18 protein-coding genes and 5 pseudogenes are annotated in these 25,425 nt (G+C 70.4%); 14 read left to right on the forward strand and 9 right to left on the reverse strand.

Annotation, left to right across the window (positions count from 1 at the left end; all coding sequences use genetic code 11):
• Nucleotides 1-195: 195 nt before the first annotated feature.
• Nucleotides 196-654 (forward strand): annotated as a pseudogene (locus tag E1258_RS11625) (transposase); the annotation flags it as partial.
• Nucleotides 655-709: 55 nt separating this feature from the next.
• Nucleotides 710-1,012, forward strand: a pseudogene (locus E1258_RS11630) (carboxymuconolactone decarboxylase family protein); the annotation flags it as partial.
• Here the strand turns inward: E1258_RS11630 and E1258_RS11635 are convergent.
• Together E1258_RS11635 and E1258_RS11640 are read right to left on the reverse strand one after the other, a co-directional pair.
• Nucleotides 996-1,910: a recombinase family protein gene (locus tag E1258_RS11635; protein ID WP_132399476.1), complete on the reverse strand. Its 915-nt coding sequence runs from the start codon at nucleotides 1,908-1,910 to the stop codon at nucleotides 996-998. The pseudogene E1258_RS11630 and the gene E1258_RS11635 sit on opposite strands and share 17 nt — an antisense overlap.
• Nucleotides 1,911-2,065: 155 nt before the next feature.
• On the reverse strand, nucleotides 2,066-3,127 hold the full coding sequence (locus tag E1258_RS11640; RefSeq protein ID WP_132399478.1) for a helix-turn-helix domain-containing protein: 1,062 nt from the start codon (nucleotides 3,125-3,127) through the stop codon (nucleotides 2,066-2,068).
• Between the two features lie 53 nt (nucleotides 3,128-3,180).
• Between E1258_RS11640 and E1258_RS11645 the strand changes: the two genes are divergently transcribed.
• Complete coding sequence (locus tag E1258_RS11645; RefSeq protein WP_132399480.1) at nucleotides 3,181-3,651, forward strand: cupin domain-containing protein; 471 nt, start codon at nucleotides 3,181-3,183, stop codon at nucleotides 3,649-3,651.
• Between the two features lie 127 nt (nucleotides 3,652-3,778).
• On the opposite strand, the pseudogene E1258_RS11650 reads toward E1258_RS11645, so the two are convergent.
• The 3 genes and pseudogenes from E1258_RS11650 to E1258_RS11665 form a co-directional block, all read right to left on the reverse strand.
• Nucleotides 3,779-6,804 (reverse strand): annotated as a pseudogene (locus E1258_RS11650) (Tn3 family transposase).
• A gap of 649 nt (nucleotides 6,805-7,453) precedes the next feature.
• On the reverse strand, nucleotides 7,454-8,035 hold the full coding sequence (locus E1258_RS11660; protein ID WP_132399482.1) for a dihydrofolate reductase family protein: 582 nt from the start codon (nucleotides 8,033-8,035) through the stop codon (nucleotides 7,454-7,456).
• Nucleotides 8,036-8,102: 67 nt separating this feature from the next.
• Entirely contained in the window at nucleotides 8,103-8,942 is an 840-nt protein-coding gene (locus E1258_RS11665; protein ID WP_243715359.1) for a helix-turn-helix domain-containing protein, read from the reverse strand.
• A 368-nt stretch (nucleotides 8,943-9,310) separates the two neighbouring features.
• Here E1258_RS11665 and E1258_RS35565 point away from each other — a divergent pair, with 368 nt between their 5' ends.
• From E1258_RS35565 to E1258_RS11685, 4 genes and pseudogenes are all read left to right on the forward strand, one after another.
• Entirely contained in the window at nucleotides 9,311-10,462 is a 1,152-nt protein-coding gene (locus tag E1258_RS35565) for a sensor histidine kinase (RefSeq protein ID WP_132399486.1), read from the forward strand.
• Nucleotides 10,459-11,121, forward strand: coding sequence for a response regulator transcription factor (locus E1258_RS11675; protein ID WP_132399488.1), 663 nt, complete (start codon nucleotides 10,459-10,461; stop codon nucleotides 11,119-11,121). The genes E1258_RS35565 and E1258_RS11675 overlap by 4 nt, the downstream gene beginning before the upstream one ends.
• 145 nt (nucleotides 11,122-11,266) lie before the next feature.
• Nucleotides 11,267-12,748, forward strand: a complete 1,482-nt coding sequence (locus E1258_RS11680; protein WP_207919515.1) for a multicopper oxidase family protein — start codon at nucleotides 11,267-11,269, stop codon at nucleotides 12,746-12,748.
• A gap of 98 nt (nucleotides 12,749-12,846) precedes the next feature.
• Nucleotides 12,847-13,005: pseudogene (locus tag E1258_RS11685) on the forward strand (transposase); the annotation flags it as partial.
• On the opposite strand, the pseudogene E1258_RS11690 reads toward E1258_RS11685, so the two are convergent.
• The 3 genes and pseudogenes from E1258_RS11690 to E1258_RS11700 form a co-directional block, all read right to left on the reverse strand.
• Nucleotides 12,996-13,376 (reverse strand): annotated as a pseudogene (locus E1258_RS11690) (IS5 family transposase); the annotation flags it as partial. The pseudogenes E1258_RS11685 and E1258_RS11690 overlap by 10 nt on opposite strands.
• 119 nt (nucleotides 13,377-13,495) lie before the next feature.
• A complete protein-coding gene (locus E1258_RS11695; RefSeq protein ID WP_132399490.1) occupies nucleotides 13,496-14,056 on the reverse strand; it encodes a T6SS immunity protein Tdi1 domain-containing protein in 561 nt (186 codons plus the stop codon).
• 206 nt (nucleotides 14,057-14,262) lie between these two features.
• Nucleotides 14,263-15,399 carry an FAD-dependent monooxygenase gene (locus tag E1258_RS11700; RefSeq protein ID WP_132399492.1) on the reverse strand — a complete coding sequence of 379 codons (1,137 nt, stop codon included), beginning with the start codon at nucleotides 15,397-15,399 and terminating at the stop codon, nucleotides 14,263-14,265.
• Between the two features lie 60 nt (nucleotides 15,400-15,459).
• Here E1258_RS11700 and E1258_RS11705 point away from each other — a divergent pair, with 60 nt between their 5' ends.
• From E1258_RS11705 to E1258_RS11735, 7 genes are all read left to right on the forward strand, one after another.
• A complete protein-coding gene (locus E1258_RS11705; protein ID WP_132399494.1) occupies nucleotides 15,460-16,086 on the forward strand; it encodes a TetR/AcrR family transcriptional regulator in 627 nt (208 codons plus the stop codon).
• A 631-nt stretch (nucleotides 16,087-16,717) separates the two neighbouring features.
• Nucleotides 16,718-17,326, forward strand: coding sequence for a bifunctional 2-polyprenyl-6-hydroxyphenol methylase/3-demethylubiquinol 3-O-methyltransferase UbiG (locus E1258_RS11710; protein ID WP_132399496.1), 609 nt, complete (start codon nucleotides 16,718-16,720; stop codon nucleotides 17,324-17,326).
• 238 nt (nucleotides 17,327-17,564) lie between these two features.
• Nucleotides 17,565-19,565, forward strand: a complete 2,001-nt coding sequence (locus E1258_RS11715; protein WP_132399498.1) for an APC family permease — start codon at nucleotides 17,565-17,567, stop codon at nucleotides 19,563-19,565.
• Between the two features lie 2 nt (nucleotides 19,566-19,567).
• Nucleotides 19,568-20,992 (forward strand): ATP-binding protein, encoded by a 1,425-nt coding sequence (locus E1258_RS11720; protein ID WP_207919516.1) that lies wholly within the window; start codon nucleotides 19,568-19,570, stop codon nucleotides 20,990-20,992.
• Complete coding sequence (locus tag E1258_RS11725; protein WP_132399500.1) at nucleotides 20,989-21,672, forward strand: response regulator; 684 nt, start codon at nucleotides 20,989-20,991, stop codon at nucleotides 21,670-21,672. Before E1258_RS11720 ends, E1258_RS11725 begins: the two co-directional genes overlap by 4 nt.
• A 140-nt stretch (nucleotides 21,673-21,812) precedes the next feature.
• Complete coding sequence (locus E1258_RS11730) at nucleotides 21,813-22,238, forward strand: Hsp20/alpha crystallin family protein (RefSeq protein WP_132399502.1); 426 nt, start codon at nucleotides 21,813-21,815, stop codon at nucleotides 22,236-22,238.
• Nucleotides 22,239-22,474: 236 nt separating this feature from the next.
• Entirely contained in the window at nucleotides 22,475-23,476 is a 1,002-nt protein-coding gene (locus E1258_RS11735) for a tyrosine-type recombinase/integrase (protein WP_132399504.1), read from the forward strand.
• A gap of 20 nt (nucleotides 23,477-23,496) precedes the next feature.
• On the opposite strand, the gene E1258_RS11740 is transcribed toward E1258_RS11735, so the two are convergent.
• Nucleotides 23,497-25,203: an acyl-CoA dehydrogenase family protein gene (locus tag E1258_RS11740; RefSeq protein ID WP_132399506.1), complete on the reverse strand. Its 1,707-nt coding sequence runs from the start codon at nucleotides 25,201-25,203 to the stop codon at nucleotides 23,497-23,499.
• Nucleotides 25,204-25,425: the final 222 nt, after the last annotated feature.

Consider the following 25,425-nt stretch of genomic DNA (forward strand, 5'->3'; position numbering starts at 1 on the left):
GACCAGCGCCACCGCCCGGATCCCGCCGTGACCGAGCAGCCGAGCCTCGACCCCGAGCAGCAACCGCCGTTGCCGCTCATTCAGATGAGGCAGCAACGCGCCGAGCCGCGCCACGAGCTGACCACGCATTGTCCAAAATCGCCACCGCAGTCCAACGAGGACACCGATCGAAAGCAACACGTTGTTTCTTGACGGGTCCATCTGATCCGCAACTCGTTCCGGTACGCGGCTCGCCAGGACTGGGACAAGATCGCGAAAGCGCTCAAGCCGGTCTACACCGCGGCGACCGAGGACGCCGCGACCGAACGGTTCCTCGAGTTCGCCGAGACCTGGGGCAGGAAGTATCCGGCGATCGTGAAGCTGTGGGAGAACGCTTGGGCCGAGTTCGTGCCCTTCCTCGCCTTCGACGTGGAGATCCGCAAGGTCATCTGCTCCACGAACGCAATCGAGTCGGTCAACGCCCGTATCCGCAAGGCCGTCCGCGCCCGTGGGCACTTCCCGAACGAGCAAGCCGCGCTCAAGTGTGTCTACATGGCGTTGATGAGCCTCGACCCCACCGGCACCGGACGCCGGCGGTAAACCATGCGCTGGAAGGCACCGCTGAACGCCTTCCAGATCGCCTTCGAAGGCCGGCTCACCCCGGCCAACGACTGACCACCTCAACAACCAAGATCAGCCGTTAACTTGACAGACCCCCGCTGGCGTCGACCCGAAGCTGCTCGCGCTGGTCCATCTATGCGCAAGCCAGATCAACGGCTGCTCGGCGTGCGTCTACGCCAGTGTCGCCGGGGGAAAGAAGGCCGGTGACACCGACGAGCGGCTGCACAACGTAGCGGCGTGGCGTGAGGCGCCGTTTTACACCGATGCAGAGCGCGCGGCACTGGCGCTGGCCGAGGCCGCCACCCGGCTGCAGGACGGCGCGGAGGGAGTCACCGACGAGATTTGGGAAGGAGTCGACTCCCATTTCAGGGGTCCCGGTAGTACGGGCCGAAAAATCAACGGATATGGCTGATCAGGGTGGATGCGTTCAGTCGGTTGGCGTAGATCCGGTATGCCTTGCGGTCGGCGGAGGGTGCGCCGTCGGTGTCGAGGGTGGCCGCGGCGGCCAGTAGGGTCTGGTGGATGTCGGGTAGGGCGGTGACGTGCAGGCTGTAGCCCTGACCGCGGCGCACGGTGCGCCCGCGGTGCAAGGCGTGTCGCTCGGCTTCACCGAGGTCGGCCGTGCTGGTGAGGTGGTCGGCGACCTTGCCGGGGATCTCCACTCGGATCGCCTGGACCGTGGTGGCCGGTATGGGCCGGTCGGTTCGGTGGGGCAATAGGTCGGCGATGGCGGTGCGGATCGCGTCGCGGCTGATGCGGTGTTCGCGGGCCAGGGCGGCGATGCTGGCCCCATTACGGTAGGCGTGGCGGATCTGGTCGGTGATGCCGAGCTGGGTGTGCCGGGGTCGCCGGCCGGAGGTCTTGCCAGCCGCCCAGGCGGCAGCGAGGCCTTGGCGAGTGGGTTCGTTTTGTAGGTCGCGCTGGAACTGCCCGACGGAGACGATCACGTTGACGAGCATGGTGGTGGCGTCGGCGGCGGCCAGGTCGACGATGTTGCTCAGGGCGCCGGAGAGCACCCGCAGTTGGACGTGGTGCTGCCGGCACCAGGTGCGTACGGCAAGGATGTCTGCCAGGTTGCGGCAGAGCCGGTACAGCTCGGAGACGGTGAGCGTGTCGCCTTCGCGGGCGAAGCGGGCCAACTCGTGGAAGCCGGCTCGTTCCAGCGCGGGGATCTTGGAGGAGGTGGCGGGGTCGCTGAAGATGCGTACCCCGTCGGCGCCGGGGGTCAGCCCGGCGGCGGCGAGCAGGTGCGTCTGTCGCTGGGTGCTCTGCTCGTCGGTCGACACCCGCATATAGACCAGATCCGCCACGAGGTGTCTCCTTGATCCGTTCGCTACCGGCACCCAGGGTCTACCTGTCGGCAAACCCTGTCGTCAACGCTGAATCGCCCGCATTGGATCTGAGGACGGATTTCCGGTGGTGGCGGCCGTCCAGTGGACCGGATCGGACGTCTGTTGCCAAAGGGTCATTTGCCGACAGGAACGGATGGCACGTCGGGGGATTTATCGGGGTCAGCTGTCAGCACGCTGCCGTTGGTGCGGGGGGTGGGGTGGGTGGTGAAGCGACCGCGATAGGCGCTCGGGGTCAGTCCGGTGTGGCGGCGGATTTGGGTGCGCAGGTTGGCGGTGGTGCCCAGACCGCTGGCGCGGGCGACGGTGTCCAGGCGTGGTTCACCTGCTTCGAGCAGACGGCAGGCCAGGTTGATGCGTTGGCTGGTCAGCCAGGCCAGGGGTGTGGTGCCCAGTTCGGTGTGGAAGCGGCGGTGCAAGGTGGCCGGGCTGACGGCGGCGTGGGTGGCCAGGTCCGTCACGCTCAGGGGTTGGTGCAGCCGTCCTCGGACCCAGTCGAGCAGTGGTGCCAGAGACGTGTCGGGTACGGCCGGCAGTGGCTGGGGGACGAACTGGCGTTGTCCGCCGTCGCGGTGTGCGGCGAACACGAGCCGGCGGCTGACCGTGTTGGCGATCTCGGCGCCGTGGTCGCGGCGGATCAGGTGTAGGCCGAGGTCGAGGGCGGCGGCGCTGCCGGCGGCGGTGAGTACGTCGCCGTCGTCGACGAACAGCACGTCGGAGTGCAGCAGCACCCGGGGGTGACGGGCGGCGAACAGCTCGCTCCAGCGCCAGTGGGTGGTGGCGCGGCGGCGGTCGAGCACGCCGGCGGCGGCGAGAGTGAACGTGCCGGTGCAGAAGCTGACCAGCCGGGCGCCGCGGGCGGCAGCCCGTTGCACGACGTCAACGACGGCGGGTGCGGGCGGGATGTGCGGATCGGGTCGGTTCGGCACGATGAGGGTGTCAGCGCCCTCGGCGGCGTGCAGGCCGGGTACTCCGGTGAGGGTGAACAGCCCGGCGTGCATCACGGTGTCCGGGGCGGCGGCGCACAGCGTGAAGTCGTACCAGCGGCGGTCGATCTCCGGGCGGCGCAGGCCGAACAGTTCGGTGGCCACGCCCAGCTCGAACGGGTTCGACCCGTCGTCGACGAGCATCACCACCCGGTGCGCGCCACCACCAGGCTGCGAGGATTGTTGCGGCATACGCGATTTCTAGCACTCACGCTGGGCTGACGGCATCGGCCACGATGACAGCCATGATCAGTGAACCGGTCGAGCTGTCCACCGCCCTGGCCACCTTCGAGGCGCTGTGGAGCCCGCGCATCGTGTCGCGGGTCAACGACTACGACGTGCGCGTCGCCAAGGTCGCCGGCGAGCACGTGTGGCACCGCCACGACAATACCGACGAGTTCTTCCTCGTCCTGTCCGGGCAGCTGAGCATCGCACTGCGCCTACCGGGCGAGCAGGAACGCACCGTGGTGCTGCCGCAGGGGTCGGTGTTCGTCGTACCACGCGGCACCGACCACAAACCCTTCTCCGCAGACGGTGCCGCGATCCTGATGTTCGAACCCACCGGCACCCTCAGCGTCGGCGACCACCACGACCCCGTTCCCGACCACATCGACGCCACGACTGGGCATGACCTAATGAGTAGCGTGGGACGGCCCCCAGTGCGCGGCCAGACCCCCCACCTGACCAAAAAAAAGGGGGCGTCGGGGCAGATCTAGCCGGGCCTCGTGGGCGGTGCGGATCGCATGCGGCGTCGCCTGCGGGTGCTCTTTGAAGCCCTCGGGGGGATTACCTGTTGATGTGGGCGTGCGCCGCCAGAGGTGACGGCACAGCAGCGCCAGCCGATCACGTCGGCGTAGGCCGTAGTGGCTGCAAGCCGCGCTCGTCGAGTTTGGCCAGCTCTGCTTCGACGTCGACGGTGATGACGCCGAAGAAGTTGATGTTCTCGCTGTGCGCTGGGGAGATGTGCGCCAGTACCTCGTCGTCGATGTGCCGGCCGGCGGCGCGCAGCTGGTGCACGGCGAGGGAGTAGTACTCGGTGGACCAGGTCACCACGGCGTTGGTCAGCACGGTCAGGCACCACGCCTGCTCGGTCTGCTGCTGATGGTGCGGGCGGCGGATGGTGCCCTGGTTGGCGTAGTGCAGGTCGCGGCGCAACGCGTGCAGCGACTCGCCCTTGTTGAGCTGTCGGGAGATCTTGCGCCGGTACTGCGGGTCCGACAGGTACCGGGCGGCATGGACCGTGCGGCGCAGCAGCCCCCACTCCTTCAGGGCAGCGGCGAGGGTGTTCTGCCGCGACGCGGCGGACCACTTGCCCACAATAAGCGACGCGGTGGCCTCGCCGAACTTCAGCGACCCGGCCATGCGCAGCAGGTCCGGCCAGCAGTCGATGATCAGGTCGGTGTTCAGCCGGGCGCTCAGCAGCGGCCCGGCGTGCGGGTACCGGCCGGTGGTGGCCGCCGGGGTGTCGTCCCGACACAGGGTGATTTTTCCGAGGTCCCGGATCCGCGGGGTGAGGGCCTTGCCGACCAGGTCGAATAGGGCGAAGTTGACCAGGGTCACGCCGTGCGTGTCCGTCGCGTGTTCGCGGATCGGTAGATCGGTGGCGTTGCCGAGGAAGTCGTCGAGCACGTAGTGCGCCTCGCGGTGCGTCGGCACGATCACCTTTGTTCCGAACGTGGAGTGCTGGTCCGACACGTGCGTGTACTTCGACAGGCCGGCCTCGGCGAAGTGCACGTTCATCACCCGCGCGGTGATCGTTTTGCCCCGGGTCGGGAACCGCTGCCCGTCCGACGATGACATGGTGCCGCCGCCGAACGCCTTTGCCAGCTCCAGCCGGTGGTGGTGGTTGACGATCACCGTGTTGGCCTCGCGCAGGGTGTCCTCGCGTACGTACCACTCCTGCGTCCAGGCGAGCACGTCGTAGGGCACCCCGCAGGCCTCGGTCATCTTCACCAAGCCCAGGTTGGTCGCGTTGGCGATCAGCACGGCGAGGATGTTGCGTTTGAGCTCGGCCGACTGGGCGCGCTTGTGCCCGCCGGTGTGGGTGAAGCACGCCAGGAACCCGGTGCGGTGGTCCAGCTCGATCAGCAGCGACGCGATCGGCGCGAACGGCAGCATCCCGGCCAGTTCCTGCTTGAGCGCGTTCGCCTCGGCCGGGATGTCCTCGGCTGACAACGGCGGGATTACCAGGCGGCCGTGCTCGTCCAGCCGCACCGCGCCGACATCGCCGGGCGCGGCCGCGGCCAGGACCTCGTCCAGTTCGGCCACCGCGGTGTGCAACTCGGCTAGGCCCTGCTCCACCGCGGCCGTGCCGTCGGCCGGCTTGCCGACCAGGGCGCAGAACTCGTCGCGGCGCGGCAGCCACCGGTCCGGGGTGAACAGATACGCCCCCGGGTCGGCGTAGCGGCGACTGCCCGGCACGAACACATCCCCGGAGCGCAGCCCGTCGCGTAGGCCGAGCAGGACACACAACTCCCAGTAGTGCCGGTAGGCGGTGTCGTCGCCGTCGCGGCGGGCCCGGGTCAGGTAGTCGCGGTAGCGGGCTGGCACGAACTCGTCCGGCGCCCCGGCCGGCACCTTCCGCGCACCGGTGCGGTTGAGCTCGATCAGGATCGACGTGGCCTTCATCAGCTCGTCGGTGCCCGGCCCGCCTCGGAAGTCGATCGCCGACAGCACCGTCGGCGTGAACTGGCGCAGGTAGTTGTAAGAGGTGTTCATCTGCGACAGCCGACCGTGATCGCGCGGCAGCGGGGACCACCCGGTCGACGCGGCCTCCCGTAACCGGCCCATCCCGATCTGCGCGCGCAGCAGCCCACCGACCTGCTCGTCCGGGATACCCGGATCGGCCAGCACCGGCAGGATCAGTTCCAGCAGCGCCTGGCGGACCTCGCCCCGCTTGCCCCGCTCGGCCAACACCTGATCGGTCTTGGCCTTCGCCCGCGACTCACGCGCCGACACCGCCTGGTCGAACAGCGCCACCACCTCATCGAGCAGGTCGACCGCGGACTGCGCCACCAGCGTCAACAGGATCGGATACCGGCGCACCTCCTCCCGCCGTGCGAGGGCCTGGTTCGTCGACCGGCGCCCGACCGTGGCCAAGAACCGGCGCCGCTCGGCGGCCAGCATCGACAGATCCAGCGTGTGGGCGTCCATCGCCCGCACCCACATCAGCTTGTCGATCGCCTGCTTGATCGCCGCCGGGGTCGCGTCCACCGCCGGGGTCGTCAGCCACGCCAGCCGGGTCATCCCCAACCCCGCGTCGACCTTCAACAGCAGGTCCAGATCCGCAGTCAACTGCGGCGTCAACAGGTGCGCGACCCGCTCGTACGTCAGCTGGTCGCCGCGGTGCGGGCGGTGGCGATCATCTCGGTCAACGTCACCACGCCGGGCCGCACCGTGCGCGTCGCGATCAGGTACTCGCACGCCAGGGAGAACAGCGTGGTCGGCGAGTCGTGTTCCATCGCCCGGCCGCACAGGAACTCCTCCAGCTCCTTCATCACGATCGACCCCGCCGGTGCGGTCTTTCACCCCAGATAGCCGCAGACCAGCCGCAGGTGATCCGTCCGGGTCTGCGCCCGCGCCCCGTACCCCGCCAACACGCCCGGATCGACGCCGAGCCGCCCGGCCAGCCGCGACACCGCCACCGGCGGTGCCGCGCATACGTCGTCCGGCACGAACCCCAGCCACGGCAACGTACACAACTGCACCGCCAGGCCCAACCGGTCCGCCGGCCCGCGACCCCGACCCGGATCCACGAATGCCACGTCCGCAGGCGCCAACGTGAAGTACCGGATCAACTCGTCTCGACCGATGTCCGGGAACGACCGCAACCGCTCCAATTGATCATCGGAGAACAGCCGAGTCGCCATCGCACACCCCTACGCATCAACGGCAAACCGCCGAAACGTAACTGAGATCGTCACTTCCCCGTGCAGCACCCCCACCCCGCCCAGCTCACGCCGTATCTGTTGATTTTTCGGCGCGTACTACCGGGACCCCTTTCACTAAGGAGCAGATCGGCGCGATCACCTGGAGATCGCCCTGACCAACTTTTTCAACCGGATCAACCGCACCATCAAGGAACCGGCTGGCCGTACCTGGGGATGAGCCTCGGCGACAGGGCCCGTCGAAGGATTCCGGCGATTTCTCGACGGGACGGGCCTGCTTCTTGGGGGAGGGTCGAACTTCTCCAGGAGTGCGACCTCGCCATGTCCTCCGCCGTCGATCCGGAAGACCTCGACGCGCCTGATGTTATCCCTCATGCGGGCTTCGCCTGACCTGACAGTCGCGCTTCGGTGTGGCCTGCCTCGCCGTGGGGAAGGCTTCCTCGTCCGTTGCTGATGTCGATGATGCGCCGGCGAGGGTCGGCGTCGTCCTCGCGCCGCTGACCGAGCGACCAGGCCGACAGCGAAGCGGCGTCGGCTGCCCGACCAGGGACAGCGACGCGCAAACGCAGCCGGAGGCCCCATCGTGCGTCACCGTTCGCAGTGGACTTCTTCGCGTACCCGCTCGGATCGGTCAACGGCGCACCCGATAGCGCAGGTGAAGCACCCGGTTGCCCTGAATCACCACGTCAGGATCCTCCAACAGGTGCTGCGCGTGGACCGACCCGAAGTAGCGCTTGCCGGACCCGAACACGACGGGCACGACGTCCATGCGCACCTCGTCGATCAGGCCCGCGGCAAGCACCTGGCCACCGACGTCGCCAGCGGCGACCTCGACCATGCGGTCACCCGCAAGTTCCTGCGCCTTGACCATGGCTGCCTCGATGCCGTCGACGAAGTGAAACGGCGCCTCGGGATCCCAGCCCTCGGGCTCCGGCCGGTGCGTCACGACGACCACGTGGTCGATCCCGCCCGGAGGCTTCCCGTCCCAGCCGTCCGTCATGTCGAAGACGTGGCGGCCGACGACTGTCGCCCCGATCTGGTCCCAGTACGGCCGGGTGTAGTCGTAGGACGTCTGCGACACCTTCACCTCGCCGCTCTCGTCCAACGGGACGTCACCGCTGGACAACCATTCGAACAGCGGTCCGGGCTGGTCATTCTCGTCCGCGACGAAGCCGTCCACCGACACCGAGCTGTACATGACCACCTTGCCCACGGGGCTCTCCTCTGCTTTGGGTGTGCCCTCAAATTAGCGTGTCGTGGGCTGTCGCTCTTGTAAGAAATCAATCGGCCGGCAGCGGCCAGCCGTCCAGCGTGTGGCCGGGATGTTCGCGCAGGAACCGCCGCCGGACTTCGACGTACCGGGTCGGCGTGAGCCCGGTGAACGCCCGGAACTCGTGGCCGAAGTGGGCCTGGTCGAAGTAGCCTGCGCCACCGGCGAGGTCGCCCCAGTCGATCGGTGCGGCGGGGTTGATCGCGAACACGGTGGCGGCGAAGCGGTAGGTGCGGGCCAGCCGCTTCGGCGTGACGCCGATGAGCTCCTTGAACCGCTGTGCCAGATGAGTGTTGCTGACACCGGCTGCCACGCTCAGGTCGCCAATGGCCACCGCCCCGCTGGTCGCCGCGATGACGCTGCTCGTATGGCGGACCAGCCCCAGGCCGGCGGTCTCGCACAGCCGTCGCATCAGCGCCTCCTCGAGCAGCGTCAGCATCTCGTGCGGTCCGTCCGCCGTGGCCAGGCGGTCTCGCAGCTCAGCAATGGCGGGCCGGCCCCAAACCTGCTCTACCGTCACCGGCCGGTCACACAGCTCGGCTGCGGGCATCGGCAGGAACGGTGCCAGCCCCCACGGCTTGAAGTGCACGCCGACGGACCGGGTCCGGAGCGGGTAGCCGAAATCCAACGCGCGGGTGGGCATGGTGACCACGCAGCCGTCGGCGTACTCGGCCGTCTCGATGTCGGTGCCGGCGCGGATGCGGAACGGCGCCCCGAGGTTGACGATGAGCAATGCCGCCGGCATCGGCGGCAGGGTCAGCCGGGCGTACGGCGGCGCACCCTCCAGGTAGTAAAGGTCGTCGATCAGCTCGTCCAGCGGCGGTCGCGGCACTCTGGACACGTACTCCACGCCCACAGCATCGCCGACGCCCCGCCGACATCGCACGCCGGGATGGTCCAGCCGCGACAGATTGGCGCTGCGCCGTCGGAACGTGTTCGCGCGGCCGTCGCTGCGCTGGTCGGACCCACGCGCCCGGTTGCTGACCGGCGCGGACCGGCCGCGGACAGCTACCCAGGCGCAGGGTCTACCAGCACCCCTGTTGCGATGACGGGCCTGCCCGCCACGGCAATCCGGCTGCTCGAGTGGAGCCTCAGTGGTCGTCCGCGCGGGCGGGAGTATCGTCACCGGCGTCGGTGACACGCCCGAGCAGGCGTTAGCGTCGACCGGGCTGGCCTTCGCCGACCAGACCGGCTCGGAGCGGGGATGGAGTGAGCGCCATGCGGCGTACCGGGACCGCGACGTGGCATGACGCTGCCGTCGCGGCCGTGGTGCTCGCTCTCACCGTCGCCACCGCGGTGGCCAACCGGGACGGCGCCGGCCCCCCGCTCGTTCCGTGGGGCTGGACGTTGATCCTGGTCGGTGCGGCCGCTCTGCTCTGGCGGCAGCGGTTCCCGGTGCCCGTGTTGCTGGTCACGGCCGGCGCGGCCTTGCTCTACTACCCGCTGGGTTTTCCCGATTCGTCGATCGGGCTGTCCCTGGTCGTCGCGCACTACACGGTGGCCCGCGCACGCGGTTGGCCGATCGCGGCCGGCGCGGCCGCCGTGTTGACGGTCGCGTTCGCCACGCTGGCCCAGGACGGCGTCGCGGACCATCTGCAGGCGGCGGCGCCGGTCGGAGCGATCCTGCTGCTGGCGGTCGTGCTGGGCGAGGTGACACGTAGCCGGGCCCGGCAGGTGGCGCAGGCCCACGAGCGGGCGGCCCTGGCGGAGGCGAGCCGCGAGAGCCTGGCGGCGCAGCGCGCCGCCGAGGAACGGTTGCGGATCGCCCGCGAGCTGCACGACGTGCTGGCGCATCAGATTTCGTTGATCAACGTGCAGGCCGGTGCCGCGCTGCACACCCGCGAGCCGGAGCTGGCTTTCCAGGCGCTCGCCGCGATTCGTACGGCGAGCAAGGATGCGCTGCGCGAGGTGCGGGCGGTGCTCGGGGTGCTACGCCAGGCGGACGCCGCCGACCCGGTGCAGCCGGCGCCGTCCCTGGCTCAGCTGGCTGAGCTGCTGCAACGCACCGAGGCGGCCGGCCTGCCGGTGCGCGCAACGGTCGCGGTCGAGCCGTCGCAGCTGCCGGCCGCCGTCGACCTGATCGCGTACCGGATCGTGCAGGAGGCCCTGACCAACGCCGTGCGGCACGCCGCCGCGTCCGCCGCCGCTGTGGAGATCCGGCGCGACGGCGATGACGTGATCGTCACCGTGGACGACGACGGCGCGGGGCCGGCCGACGCTCAGGCGTTGCGGCAGGGCACCGGCCTGCGCGGCATGGCCGAGCGGGTGGTCGCGGTAGGCGGTCAGGTCCAGGCCGCGCCGCGGCCGGGCGGCGGTTTTCGGGTACGCGCACGCCTGCCGATCGGTCCCGAACAGGAGCACCCGCGATGATCTCCATAGTCCTCGTCGACGATCAGACCCTGGTACGCGCGGGTTTCCGCTCGATCGTGTCCGGCGAACCGGACATGGCCGTGGTGGGCGAGGCGGCCGACGGCGCCGCGGCGGTACGGCTGGCCCGCGAGCTGCGCCCCGACGTGATCCTGATGGACATCCGGATGCCCGAAACCGATGGGCTCGCGGCGACCCGGGAGATCTGCGCCGACGACTCGCTCGCCGCCGTGAAGGTGATCATCCTGACCACGTACGAGTCGGACGACCACGTGTACGGGGCGATTTGCGCCGGTGCCAGCGGCTTCCTGCTCAAGGACGCCGAGCCGGTCGACCTGATCCGTGGAGTGCGGGTGGTCGCCGCCGGGGACGCCCTGCTCGCCCCGTCGGTCACCCGGCGGCTGATCAGCGAGGTCGCGGCACGCCGCACCCCGCCTCCGGCACCGGATCTGGCCTCGCTGACCAACCGCGAGGTCGAGATCATGGACCTGGTGGCGCAGGGGCTGTCGAACGAGGAGATCGCCGGCCGGCTGGAGATCAGCCACGCGACGACCAAGACCCACGTCAGCCGGATCCTCACCAAGCTCGGCCTGCGCGATCGGGCGCAGCTGGTGGTCTGGGCGTACGAATCGGGCCGGGCGATTCCCGGCTGGCTGGCCTGAACGTACCTCCGTGGCGGCATTCGCGGGCCGCCGCGAATACCTCTTGAGATGTACGCCGGACCTCTCCTGACCAGGTGAAACCCGCAGCCCGTTTTGCGGGGGAACAACGGATTCCGAAACGCCGTACCCGAGTCACGATGAATGCGTGAAGCGACGAAGCGTGTTCTCCCTGGCCGCCCTCTCCGGACTGAGCGCCGCAATCGGCGCGTGTTCCTCCGGCGCCACGCGCACCCCGCCGAAGGACGCCTCCGGTTTCACCCACCAGCTTCGGATCCCGCCGCTCGCCCGGCCCGAGGTCGGCGCGGACGGGGCCAAGCGGTTCACGCTGGCCCTGCAGGCCGGTGGCCGAAGCGAGTTCCTGCCCGGCAAGCTCACCGACACGTGGGGCATCAACGGCGCATACCTCGGTCCGACGGTACGCGCCGCCCGCGGCGACCGGGTCCGGATGGCCGTGACCAACCGGCTGCCCGAGGCCACCACCCTGCACTGGCACGGGATGCGGCTGCCGGCGCGGATGGACGGCGGGCCGCACCAGATGATCGAGCCGGGCACCACCTGGACGCCGGAGTGGACGATCGAGCAGCCCGCCACCACCGCCTGGTTCCATCCGCATCCGCACGAGAGAACCGCCCAGCACGTCTACCGCGGGCTGGCCGGCTTGTTCCTCGTCGATGACCCGAAAGGCCCGCGGCTGCCCGGCGAGTACGGGGTCGACGACGTGCCCTTGATCGTCCAGGACACGGTGCTCGACGACGACGGTGCACTCTCCGGCCGGGTCGACGGGGGCACGTTCGGGCTGCTCGGCGACACCATTCTGATCAACGGCACCTATCGGCCGGTCTTCCAGGCGCGTACCGAACTGGTTCGGTTCCGGCTGCTCAACGCCTCCAACGCCCGCGTCTACCGGATCGGCTTCGCCGACCAGCGGCAGTTCCACGTGATCGGCACCGACGCGGGTGCCCTACAGCGGCCCGTTCCGGTGGACCGCGTCAAAATCAGCCCGGGGGAGCGCGCCGAGATCGTGGTCCGGTTCGCCGCCGGCGAGACGACCGTCATGGACAGCCGCGGCGAGCCGGAAAAAGAGGCCAACGACATCGAGGAGGGCGACTTCGCGCTGCTGAAGATCGTGGCCGTGGCCGCGCCGGCCGCCTCGCCCGCGCTACCCGCCACGCTCGGCGGCTCGCCACCCGAGGTCTTGCCACCCGGCATCCGGGTGCGCCGCTTCGAACTCTCCGGCTCGGAGATCAACGACAAAGACATGGACATGACCCGGATCGACGAGGTGGTACCGGCCGGCGCCCTGGAAATCTGGGAGATCGACAACACCACGTACGCGCACAACTTCCACATCCACGAGGTGGCGTTCCACGTCCTCGACGTCAACGGCCAGCCGCCGCCGGCCTACCAGGCGGGGCCGAAGGACACCGTATTCGTGCCCAAGAAGGCCAAGGTACGCCTGGCGGTGCGGTTCGGCCGGCACACCGATCCGCTGACGCCATACATGTACCACTGCCACCTGCTGCGCCACGAGGACAAAGGCATGATGGGCCAGTTCGTCGTCGTCGAACCTGGCACCGAGCAGCAGGTGGCGCGCACGCTGCGCGTCGGCCATCACCACCACAACTAGGCAGTGTCTCGAAGTCGCGGCGTGTTGGTGATCGATAGACGGCGAGGTCTCCGGTAAAGGGTTCTACGACCAAGAAGAACCTGAATACCGGAGACCTCGTGCCCACGATAGCGGTGACGAGGCGGTTCGACCTGAGCGACGCACAGTGGGTGGTGCTGCAACCCTTGCTGCCTGCGGGCATTCGGCCAGGTCGGCCGTCGGCATGGACCAGGCGGCAACTGATCGACGGCATACGCTGGCGGGTCCGGGTAGGCGCGCAGATCCCCCTGTCACGCGCTCCAGCGGCGTGCTGGTGCGCCCGGGCGCTGGTGGAGTCCACGCTGACGTCCCAGGTGATCGCACCGACGGCGTCAGCGCAGGTTTGCAGCCCGGTCACGATCCGCTGCCACGTGCCCTCACGCTGCCAACGCCGACACAGCCCGTACACCGTCTGCCAGGGCCCGTAACAGTCCGGCACGTCCCGCCACGGCGCCCCGACCCGTGTGCGCCACCGAATGCCGTCGATGAGCTGCCGTTTACTCCACTTCGGCGGCCGGCCTGGCTTCTTTCCCACCGGCAGCAGCGGCTCCAGGGCCGTCCACTGCCGGTCGGTCAGGTCGTGCCGCCTCGTCGCCGGTAGGGTGGCCACGAGGTCTCCGGTCTTCAGTTCGTCTTGGTCGATGAACTACCTACCGGAGACCTCTTCACTTATCGATCAACGACACGCCACAGCCGCACCCAGCAGCGCACCCGCCTTTGAAACGCGGCCTAGTGCCCGATGACGCCCTGGAGGTCCACGGCTACCTGGATCGCCGCGATGGTCTTGCGCTTGTGCAGGTTCTCGACCTTCGCCTGTCCACCCATCGACAGCAGCGGCACGAAGATGAACGACTCGTCGTACGGCAGCTCCCCATGCGCTGCGACCGCCTTCGGGAAGATGTCCCAGTGGAGGTTGTCGGAGAGTTCCTCGGGGCCATCCAAATCGACCATGAACAGGAAGTTGTGCAGGGTGGTGTTGAGTCCTACCGTACGGCCTAGGCGGTACAGGATGCCGATCACGCCCGCGCTGGGTTCCCACGTGATGAGGTCTCCCAGACCGGTGACCATGATCGGGATCGCGATCCCGTCGCCCTGGGTCTTGCCGATGCAGTCGCCGACCTCGTCCTCGTACACCTTCGGGTTGATCACCCGCAGGAATCCCTCGGCGAACGTCCCGTACCCGTACCGCTCCCAGATCTCGACGAGATCGTCCGGCACGCGGCCCCGATACTCCTCGATGACCTCGGGCTCGACGGGAGCGTGCGGCACGAAGTCGGCAACCTCGATCATGCGCTCGAACCTACCTGAACGCGCAGCCGGGCCCTGGCCTTCGTTCTGACAGGCGGGCACGTCAGCGATTTCACCATTCGAGCGCTGATGGCCGCGATCCGTGTCGACGAGCTACAAGCACTTCGAGACACGGCCTAGCGGCAACGCCGTTTGTGCATTCAGCGAAGGCGTTCGGACAGTGATGACGCGCTTGGTTGGCGCCGTGGTCACATCAGCGGTGGCGGGCGCCAGTCGGCGTGACGGGCCATCGAGCGCAGAGCCAGGCGCGGCGGCGTGAGCCGCAGGATGGTATTGCGGATCGCTACCGCGATCGGGTTTTCCAGTTGCTGGCCGAAGCGGCCGATCGCGCGGGACGCCTTAGCCACTCGCTGGCTTCGCGGGCGGCGCTGCTGGTCATAGGTAGCCAGGCCATCGGGGCGGCCGGCGACGCAGGCGAGCACGACGGCGTCCTCAAGGGCCTGGTTGGCGCCTTGACCGAGGTTGGGTGTCATCGCGTGGGCGGCGTCACCGAGCAGGGCGACCGCGCCCTTCACATACGTGGTGAGCGGCTGGTCCACACAGGTGAGATCGTCGCGCAGGACGGTGTCGGTCGCGGTGATCAGGGCCGGGATCGGATCGTGCCAGCCACCGAACCGGGCGCGGAGCCGGGCCTTGTCGTCGTCGGTCGGATCGCCGGGGGCGGCGTTGATGGCGGCGAACCAGTAGATACGCCCGTCGACGAGCGGGACCATCCCGAACTCCGCGCCTCGGTCCCAGCTGATCGCAGCGACGAGGTCGCTGTCCCAGGTCGGCGTCACCCCGCGCCACGCGGTCACGCCGATGCGAACCGGGGCGGCGGCCTGCGGCCACAGCAGTCGGCGCACCGTGCTGTGGATGCCGTCGGCGCCGATCACGAGGTCGGCCTGGGTCGTGACCTGTAGGCCCTGGTGCTGATAGGCGACCTCGCCGTCTTCGGTGACCGCGACGACCTGGGCGCCGGTCACGACGACGCCATCGGGCAGGGCGCCGAGCAGGATCTCGTGCAGCGCGGCGCGGTGAACACCGATCGCGGACGTGCCCAGCACGCGTTCCAGCTCACCCGCCTCGATGCGAGCCAGCCACCGCCCGTCCGATCTGCGGGTGCCGCCGGACACGTCGACACGCCCCTGTTCCCGTATGGCCGCGCCCAAGCCGAGCGCCTCCAGGCAGCGCAACCCGTTCGCCTGCAGAACGAGACCCGCTCCGGCCGGATGGAAGGTGGCGGCACGTTCGAGCACCGTCACCTGCCAGCCCGTGCGACGCAGGCCGATGGCCGCGCTCAATCCCCCGATGCCGGCTCCCACCACTACCGCCCTCTGCACCATCACCCACTCCTTCTACAGATGTAGAAAGCGATACTACAGACGTAGAAGGAGGTCGCCACCATGCCAACTGACCGGCTCGCGGCCCTGACCGACGCCGCGATCGACGTCCTGGCCGAACTCGGCATGCGCGGCCTCACCCACCGCGCCGTAGACGCCCGCGCCGGACTGCCGCAGGGCACCACCTCGGCGTACTTCCGCACCCGCAAAACGCTCATCGAGGCGGTGGTGCACCGCCTCGCCGACCTTGACCGAGCAGATCTGCAAGCCAACCGACTGCCCACCGGCGCAGACAGCCCGGCGGTCGGGATGGACGACATCGACGCGGTCGCCGCCGACATCGCGGCAGTACTGGACCGATGGATCAGCACAGCGCGCAACCGCACGCTCGCCCGCTACGCCTGCCTGCTGGAAGCCACACACCACCCAGAACTCCAGACGATCCTCGCCCACGGCGACTCGTCGCGTACGCAGGCCAGGCTGATGCTGGCGGCAGCCGGCGCTCGACACCCGGAGCAGGCCGGCAACCACCTCGTCGCCTGCATCGACGGCCTGCTATTCGACCGGCTGGCCGGCGCCGGCGCCCGAACCGCGCCGCCAGCCGGAACAGCCGCCAACCGCGCCGACCTCGCCATCGCCGTCGCTACGCTGCTACGGGCGTTCGCCGGCACCGGCCCCAAGGCGCAGTAGACCACTACCTGACGCCAGCGGGCGCCGCCACTGCGGTCACCGCGCCAGCCGAAAAGTGCGTAGTCAGATGCGTCGAGTTCCCAACCGCCACCCGCCGAGGCCCGCCCGGGTCGAGGTCCGCGGCCGCGCGATGGGGCCCGGCCGGGGGCCCAGGCAACGACCGTTCTCGCGCAACCCTGCGGCGTTGCCGGAACCACGCGCCGTACCGGCATGTCACCGGCCTGCTCGCCGCCCACCTGTCGGCGGCCTGGCGGTGTGCTACACCGTGCATCTTCTGCTGCTCACCGGTGGCCTCGCCGGTATCGGTGCCATCCTCGGGGTTGCCACCGCGAACGCCGCAGTGCTGCTCGGGACCGCTGGCGTGCTCGTGGCCGTCCCCGTCGTTCTGAGTAACGCGCCAGGATGTCGGCTGCTCGGTTTGGTAGGGGCCCCATGATCGATTCGTCAGTGATCTCAACCGGAGAGGCGCTGAAGATTGCTGTCGCATCCACCGAAGACGGACGTCGGTCAACATCGACCACGGCGCGGCGGCCCGGATCTTCGAGGCCAAGCAGCGGCCGAACCTTCCTCTGGCTCGGCCGGCTCGGCGCGTGGCCTGCCCGGCCGGATCAACGGGTCATATGATCACGCGGTGAACGTGGAGCGGGTCCGGGACGCATACGCCTCAGTCGCAGACCGCTACATCGAACTGTTCGGCACCAGCCGGCAGGTAGCTGCCGACGACCTCGCCTTCATCGGACGACACCTGGCGGTTCGGCCGGGCAGCGTGCTTGATGTGGGCTGCGGGCCTGGCCACCTCACCGGCTACCTTCGGTCGCTGGGTGTCGACGCGACGGGGATCGACCTGGTTCCCGAGTTCATCGCCCACGCGAGGGCCGCCCATCCGCACGGCAGGTACCGCCTCGGGTCGATGCAGAGTCTGGACGTCGAGGACGGTTCCCTCGCCGGCGTCTTGGCCTGGTTCTCGCTGATCCACGTACCGCCCCCGGAGCTCCACGGTGCGTTCGCCGAGTTCCGGCGGGTGATGGCTCCCGCCGGCACGCTGGTGGTCGGCCTCTTCGACGGCGACGACGTCGTCGCCTTCGACCACAAGGTCGTGACGGCCTATCGCTGGCCGGTTGACGAGTTCTCCGAGCGGTTGGCGGGAGCCGGCTTCCGGGAGGTCGAGCGCCAGCATCGGCCCAGCGATGGCACCCACCGGCCGTACGCGGCGATCGCGGCGGTGCTGGGCGAACAGTGAGCCGAGTCGACAGCCGTGGAGCGCGGCCGCTGCTGCCGGCGGAGCTGACATGCCGAACACCAGTTCGGCGTGCGCCCTCGGCGATCAGTACGGGGAGCCCGTATCTGCCGAGCGGGGGATGCCAGGAGGTGAGGGCGGTCACCGTGGCGTCGGAGAGTCGCCAAGATGGTGGGGAGCGGCGTTAAGAACGCGCCAAGATCACCGATTGAGTGTGGTGGTCGGGTCTTGACTTCATGGTGTGTTGAACTGGTTGAAGCGTGTGCTGGTCGGGCGTCCGTTGCGCAGTGACCGGTTGGGTGAGACATTGCTGTCGAAGCGGCTGGCGTTGCCGATTTTCGCGTCGGATCCGTTGTCGTCGGTGGCCTACGCCACGCAGGAGATCCTGCTGGTGCTGACGCTGGGCGGTTTGGCGTACCTGTTTTTGGCGCCGTGGGTGGGTCTGGCGGTGGTGGTGCTGCTGGCGGTGGTGGTGGCCTCGTACCGGCAGGTGGTTCGCGCCTACCCCAGCGGCGGCGGGTCGTACGAGGTGGCCTCGCGTAACCTCGGCCCGTCTGCCGGGTTGGTCGTGGCGGCGGCGCTGCTGGTGGACTACATCATGACGGTGGCGGTGTCGGTGGCCGCCGGCGTGGACAACGTCATCTCGGCGGTCCCGTCGTTGAATACTCACCGGGTTGCCATCTGTGTGGGGTTCGTCTTCGCATTGATGGCGATGAACCTGCGCGGGGTGCGAGAGTCGGGTAAGACGTTCGCCTGGCCGACGTACCTGTTCATCACCGGCGTGCTGGTCATGGTGGCCCTCGGGCTCGGCCGAGCAGTGGCCGGGCACGCGCCGGTGGCCGAGTCAGCCGGGTGGCAGGTGCGCCCGGAGCAGGTGGGGTTGACTGGGCTGGCCTTGGCCTTGTTGACGTTGCGGGCGTTCGCGTCGGGGTGTACCGCGTTGACCGGGGTGGAGGCGATCTCCAACGGGGTGCCGGCGTTCAAGCCGCCGAAGGCGGAGAACGCCGCGCGCACGATGCTGGCGATGGGCGTCGTGGCGATCACCCTGTTCGCCGGAATCACCGCGCTGGCGTTGATCGCGAAGGTACGGGTAGCCGAGCACACCTGCGACCTGATCGGCTTCCCGGGTGACTGTGCTGCCGACCCGCAGCGCACGGTGATCGCTCAGCTGGCCGCAGCGGTGTTCGGCAACAACAGTCTCGGGTTCTTCGTCATTCAGGCCACCACGGCGCTGATCCTGATCCTGGCGGCCAATACGGCGTTCAACGGCTTCCCGCTGCTTGGGGCCATCCTGGCCCAGGACCGGTACCTGCCCCGGCAGCTGCACACCCGCGGCGACCGGTTGGCGTTCTCCAACGGCATCATCATCCTGGCGGCGATCGCCGCAATGCTGATCTGGGTGTTCGACGGGTCGGTGACTCGGCTGATCCAGCTGTACATCCTCGGGGTGTTCACCTCGTTCACGCTGAGCCAGGCCGGCATGGTGCGACACTGGAACCGCGCTCTGGCCGATGAGCAGGACCCGAAGGTGCGGCGGCGACTGCACCGCTCCCGGGTCATCAACGCGCTCGGCGGTGTGCTGACCGCGCTGGTGCTGGTCATCGTGCTGGCGACGAAGTTCACCCACGGCGCCTACCTGGTCGTCATCGCCGTGCCGGTGTTGTTCGCGCTGATGCGCGCGATCCACGGGCACTACGAGCGGGTGAGCGCCGAGCTGGAACCCGAGCCCGGCGGGGTGGTCATGCCGGCCCGGGTGCACGCGGTGGTGCTGGTTTCGCGGGTGCACCGCCCGACCCTGCAGGCGCTGGCCTACGCGCAGGCGACCCGGCCGGACAGCTTGACCGCGGTCACCGTGGGCATCAACGCCGAGGAGGTGGCCCGGCTACAGCAGCAGTGGGCCGACCGGGACCTGAACGTGCCACTGGCGATCTTGGACTCGCCGTACCGGGAGATCACCGACCCGGTGCTGAACTACGTCAACCGGCTGCGGGAGGAAGGCCCTCGGGATCTGGTGGTGGTCTACATCCCCGAGTACGTCGTGGGGCGGTGGTGGGAGCAGTTGCTGCACAACCAGAGTGCGTTGCGGCTCAAGGCGCGGCTGCTGTTTCAGCGCCGGGTCATGGTGGTCAGCGTGCCGTGGCAGCTCGAATCCAGCTTTCGCCGGCCCCGCCGCGAGCAGGTCAGGGGTGGGCGGCGGCCAGAAGATCGCAAGCCGGTGGCGGCCGGGCGACGGGAGTCGTAGCGGTGAATCGGGTAGAAATGCCCGACATGGGGACAGTTGCGCAGGGCGGGCCGGTCGATTCGGTACGCCGGTCGTGGCGGCGCACCGGCGTCGGCGTCATCGCGGCGGGCGCCGGGCTGGCCGCCACCACTGCGGCGCTGGTGCCGCTGCGCCCACAGGTGTCGCTGCCCAGCGTGGTCCTGCTGTACCTGATACCGGTGCTGCTCACCGCGGCGCTCGGCGGGTGGGTGCCCGCCGTGGCCGCCGCAGCGGGCGCCGATCTGCTGGTCAACTACTTCTTCATCCCCCCGTTTCGCACCTTCGCGGTCGAGGCCGGGGACAGCATCGTCGTCTTGGCTGTCTACGTCGGCGTTGCGGTGGCGGTCAGTCTCGCCGTCGACCTCGCCGCCCGGCACCGGGCCACCGCCGCCCGCCGTGACACCGAAGCCGCGCTGCTGGCCGTCGCCAGCAGCCAGCCCATCGAGCAGTCGCTGGCTCGCCTGCTCGAGGAGGTCCGCACCACCTACCGGATGACCACGGTCGCTCTGGCCGAGCAGGGACGCACCGTCGAACGGGTCGGCCCCGCGCCACACGGGCAGCCGGCGTTGTCGGTCGCCGCTGGCGGCGGGCTGCGCCTGCTCGGCTGGGGGCCGCAACTGTTCGCCGAGGACCGCCGCGCCCTGGCCCGCCTGGCCGCCGCCGCAGCCCGGGCCCTGCATACCCAGCGGCTGGCGGGGCAGGCCGCCCACGCCGAGGAACTCGCTCACATCGACCGGGTCCGCGCCGCGCTGCTCGGCGCGGTCGGTCACGACCTGCGCACCCCCCTCGCGGGCATCAAGGCCGCCGTGTCCAGCCTGCGCCAACCCGACGTCGACTTCACCGCACACGATCGAGCTGAACTGCTGGCCACCGTGGAGGAGTCCACCGACCGGCTCACCGCCGTGGTCGACAACCTCCTCGCGCTCAGCCGCCTGCAGGCCGGCGTGCTGTCCGTCGACAACCAGCCGACCGCCCTGGACGCGGTCGTGGCCCGCGCCGCGCTGGCCACCGACACCGGCGGTGTCGAGGTGCACGTGGACGTACCCGACGACCTGCCCCTGGCCCTGGCTGACCCGGGCCTGCTGGAACGGGTCGTGGCGAATCTGCTGGCCAACGCCTGCACCGCCACCCCACCCGGGCGCAGCGTGCAGATCCGTGGTCACGCCGACGACCACCAGCTCCAACTCCAGGTTATCGACCACGGTCCGGGCATCGCCGTCGAGGACCGCGACCGGGTCTTCGCCCCGTTTCAACGCCTCGACGACCACAGCAGCACCGGCCTCGGCCTGGGACTCGCCATCGCCCGCGGCTTCACCGAGGCACAAGGCGGCACGCTTACCCCCAGCGACACCCCGAACGGAGGACTGACCATGACCATCGCCCTGCCCGCAGCGGTAGCCGACCGATGACCCGCATCCTGCTCGTCGACGACGACGCCCCACTGCTGCGCGCGCTCCGGATCAACCTGACGGCCCGCCGATACGAGGTCACCACCGCCACCGACGGCACCACCGCCCTGACCCTGGCCGCCCGCACCCCACCCGACCTGGCCATCGTCGACCTCGGCCTACCCGATCTCGACGGCGTCACCGTCGTCGAGGGCCTGCGCGGCTGGACCCGCATACCGATCATCGTGCTCTCCGCCCGCGACACCGAATCCGCCAAGGTCGACGCCCTCGACGCCGGCGCCGACGACTACATCACCAAGCCCTTCGGCATGAACGAACTCCTCGCCCGCATCCGCGCCGCCCTACGCCGCGCCACCCCTGCCGACACCGGGCCCGCCGTCGTCGCCGTCGGCGACCTCACCATCGACCTGGCCGCGAAACGCCTAACCACCAGCGCCGGCCACGACCTACGACTCACCCCCACCGAATGGCACCTGCTGGAAATCCTCGCCCGGCACCCCGGCAAACTCGTCAGCCACCGCCAACTCCTGCACGAGGTATGGGGGCCCGCCTACGACACCGAGACCAACTACCTGCGCGTGCACTTCGCCAACCTGCGCCGCAAGATCGAACCAGACCCCGCCCGACCGCGTTACCTCGTCACCGAACCCGGCATCGGCTACCGCCTCACCCTTGGATAACCCATGCAGGGCCGCGGCAAGTACTAGTGGGCCGCACCAGGTTGACATGGCTGTCGGCGCGCGCTATCAAGGAGACAAGGACTTGAGTCACTCAGACTCAACTTGACACCTTCGGCCAGGAGAACCGAGGAGAGATCACGATGCTGATGCGCACCGACCCGTTCCGTGAGATCGACCGGCTCGCCGAGCAGCTGCTCGGCACCAACTCCCGTCCCGCCGTGATGCACATGGACGCCTACCGTGACGGGGACCACTTCTACGCCGCGTTCGACTTGCCCGGGGTGGACCCGGACAGCATCGACTGCACCGTCGAGCGCAACGTGCTGACCGTCCGCGCGCAACGCCGCCGCCCGACCGGGGACAACGTCGAACTGGTCGCGGCGGAGCGCCCCATGGGCACGTTCAGCCGGCAGCTGTTCCTCAGCGACACCCTCGACACCGACAACCTTGAGGCCGGCTACGACAACGGGGTGCTGACCCTGCGCATCCCGGTGGCCGAGCGGGCCAAACCCCGCCGGGTGGCCATCGCCACCGGCGGCAACGGCCGCCGGCAGATCGACGCCTGACCCGGCGCTCGGGTCGCGATCAGGGTGCCCCCGTCGGGTGGCGCCCTGATCCGACGCGCCGGCTGCGGCGACGCGCCGCCGGCCGGCACCGGGAAAGCGAACCGTCTCAGCGGCGCCCGGGGAAGATCATCGACCACGGGGCACAACCAGTCGCGGCGGGCGGGACGCTGGCCGGGCGGAAACGGCACGGGCGCGCCTCACCGCCGATCCGCCCACAGGCTGAGAGTCTTTCACGCATGCTTCGTCCCGAGTTTCCGGTGCTGCCGCGTGGCGCGGCCCGCCCGGCCCTGCGCGGGGCCGGTCCGGGCGACTTCACCGAGGCGTGGCTGCGTAACCGGCGGTTGTCCGAGCACACCCGTGACGCGTACCGGCGGGACGTGGCGGGCTGGTTGGCCTGGTGCCGGGCACGGCAGCTGGACCCGCTGCGGGCCAACTTCCTCGACGTCAACGCCTACGGCCGTGAGTTGGAGGCCACCCCGGCGGCGCGCAGCGGCCGGCCGTTGACCCCGGCGACCGTGGCCCGCAAGCTGTCGGCGCTGTCGAGCTGGTACGACTTCCTGGTTAAGCTACGGGCGATCGAGGCCAACCCGGTGACGGCCGCGGACCGGCCCCGCGTCGACCGGGACCACTCCTCGACGGTCGGGTTGACCCCGCAGGAGGTGGACGCGCTGCTGGCCGCCGCGCAGGCCGAGAGCGGCCCGACGGCAGCACGCAACCGGGCGGCGGTCGCGCTGCTGGCCGACCTGGGGCTGCGGGTGGGGGAGCTGGTGTCGCTGGACCTGGCGGACCTGGGCGCGGAGCGGGGGCACCGCAGCGTCCGGTTCGTCGGCAAGGGCGGCAAGCCGAGGCGGCGGGCGCTCACCCCGTCCACGGCGTACGCGGTGGACGCCTACCTGGCCGAGCGGGCGGCGGCGCAGGGGGTGGGGACACACCAACTGACCGGTCCGCTGCTGGTCACCGCAACCGGCGCGCGGCTGGACCGGCACTCGGTGTTCCGGCTGGTGCGGCGCCTGGCCCGCGCGGCGGGCATCCCGGCGTGGGCGAAGCTGTCGCCGCACTCGTTGCGGCACGCGTTCGCCACCACCGCCCGCGCGGAGGGGGTGCCGCTGGAGGACGTGCAGGACGCCATGGGGCACGCGGACCCGCGTACCACCCGCCGCTACGACCGGGACCGGCACAACCTGGACCGCGACCCGGCGTACGCGATCTGGGCGGCGCGGGCGCGGCGGCGGGCCTGACGCCCGCCGGGGCGTGCGGGTCAGCAGAGCAGGTCGAGGTGGCGGTGGGCGTCGCTGGCGATGTCCTCGTGGCGCAGCCGCCGCCGCGCCCACAGCCCGGCCGCGACCTGCGCCTGCTCGTCGCCCCACGCGGCGTGCTCGACGAGCAGGGCACAGGCCAGCGCCGCCGCCATCCGCAAGGCCAGCCCCCGCGCCCCGGCGACCACCTCGACGGCGCGCGGGTCGGCGGTGACCTCGGCCAGGGCGGCGGTCAACTCCCCGGTGACGGTGGCGAGGGTGTCGGCCAGGTCGGCCGACAGCGGCCGGGCCAGGTCGACGGCGGCGGCGAGGCGACGCAGCAGGGGCCCGCCGGCGTCCTCGCGGCTGACGGCGCGCAACACGTCCAGGGCGAGCACGTTGGTGGTGCCCTCCCAGATCGGCAGGACCTGCGCGTCGCGCAGCAGCCGGGGCACGCCGGTGTCCTCGACGTACCCCGCGCCGCCGAATGCCTCCACGTACTCGCTGGCGCAGGCCACCGCCAGCCGGCCGGTGGCGAGCTTCGCCAGCGGCGCGACCACCCGCAACTCGGCGGCGGCGTCCGGGTCTGCGCCCACCTCCACCCGGCCGAGCAGCGCGAACGCGTGTCCGGCGAGGACGAACGCGGCGGCGGTGTCCACGGCGAGGACGCCGAGGGTGGCCCGGTGCAGCGGGTTGTCGGCCAGCCGCCCCCCGGCGGCGACGCGGGCGGCGGCGTAGGCGCGGGCGTAGGCCAGGCCGCGGCGCATCCCGCCGGCCGCGGCTGCGGCGTTGTGCACCCGGGTCACCACCACCAGGGTCATCGCCCGAGCCAGGCCGGGCACCGCCGGGTCACCCAACGGCAGCGCGTACGCGTCGGCGAGCCCGATCTCGGCGGTCGGCAGCGCCCACGTGCCCAGCTTGTCCTTGAGCCGGTGCACGGTGACGCCGGGGGCCGGCGCGTCGGCGGCAGCGGTGACGCCGGCCAGGGGCGAGTCGGCGGCGTAGCGGGGCACCAGGAACGGGGCGAGGACGCGGCTGCCCCGCCCGGCGCCCTCGGGCCGGGCCAGGGCCACCGCCATCGGGGCGTCGGCGGCGGAGCAGAACCACTTCTGCCCGGTCAGCCGCCACGACCCGTCGGCGGCGGGTCGACCGACGGTGCTGGAACCGGACAGGTCCGAGCCGCCCTGCGACTCGGTCATCCACTGCCCGGACACGATCGCGGTGTCCGGGTCGGTGGAGGTCAGCCGGGGCAGCCACGCGTCGCGGACGCCGGAGTCGACCTCAGGAAGGCTGAGCAGCGCCGCCGCGCCGTCGGCCATCGCCACCGGGCAGGAGAACGTTGCCGACTCCGGCCCGTACAGGTGCAGCAGGGCGTGTTGGACGACCCGCGTGGCGGCCCCCCACTGCCCGCGCGCCGATTCGAGGTAGGGCAGGGCGACCACGGCGTGCCGGGCGGCGGCGGCGCGTTGGGCCCGCCACCCGGCGGACGTGTCGATCCGGTCGACGCGGGCGCCCCACGGGTCGTAGCGGACCAGGGCCGGTGGGTGCGCCTCGGCGTCGGCGTGCGCGGCGCGCAGCGGCCCGGTCACGTCGGCGGCCAGGTCGATCAGCCGACCCTGCGCGGCGGCGTGCCCGGCCGGGCCGAGCTGGCGGCGCAGCCACGACCGCAGCAGCCGGTCACCGGTGTACGGGCTGTCGGGGGTGGGCGCCGGCTGCACGTAACGGGTCATCGTCTCCTCGCCTCCGCAGGGCACGCGTAGGGTGTGCGCCGACCGTAGACGATGCGCCGGGCGGGCGACAGGGGCGAGTCGCTGCGCGGTGACCCGCCGTGCCCCTACGGTCGAAGGTGATGGGCAGCCAGCAGCCATGGACACGGCCGGCCCGGCGTCGCCGGCCGGCGCGGACCGCGCTGCTGATCACCGGCGCGGGGGTGGGGCTGTGCCTGGTGGGGG

The sequence above is a fragment of the Micromonospora sp. KC207 genome (assembly GCF_004348615.1).
In the GTDB taxonomy this organism is placed as follows: Bacteria; Actinomycetota; Actinomycetes; order Mycobacteriales; family Micromonosporaceae; genus Micromonospora.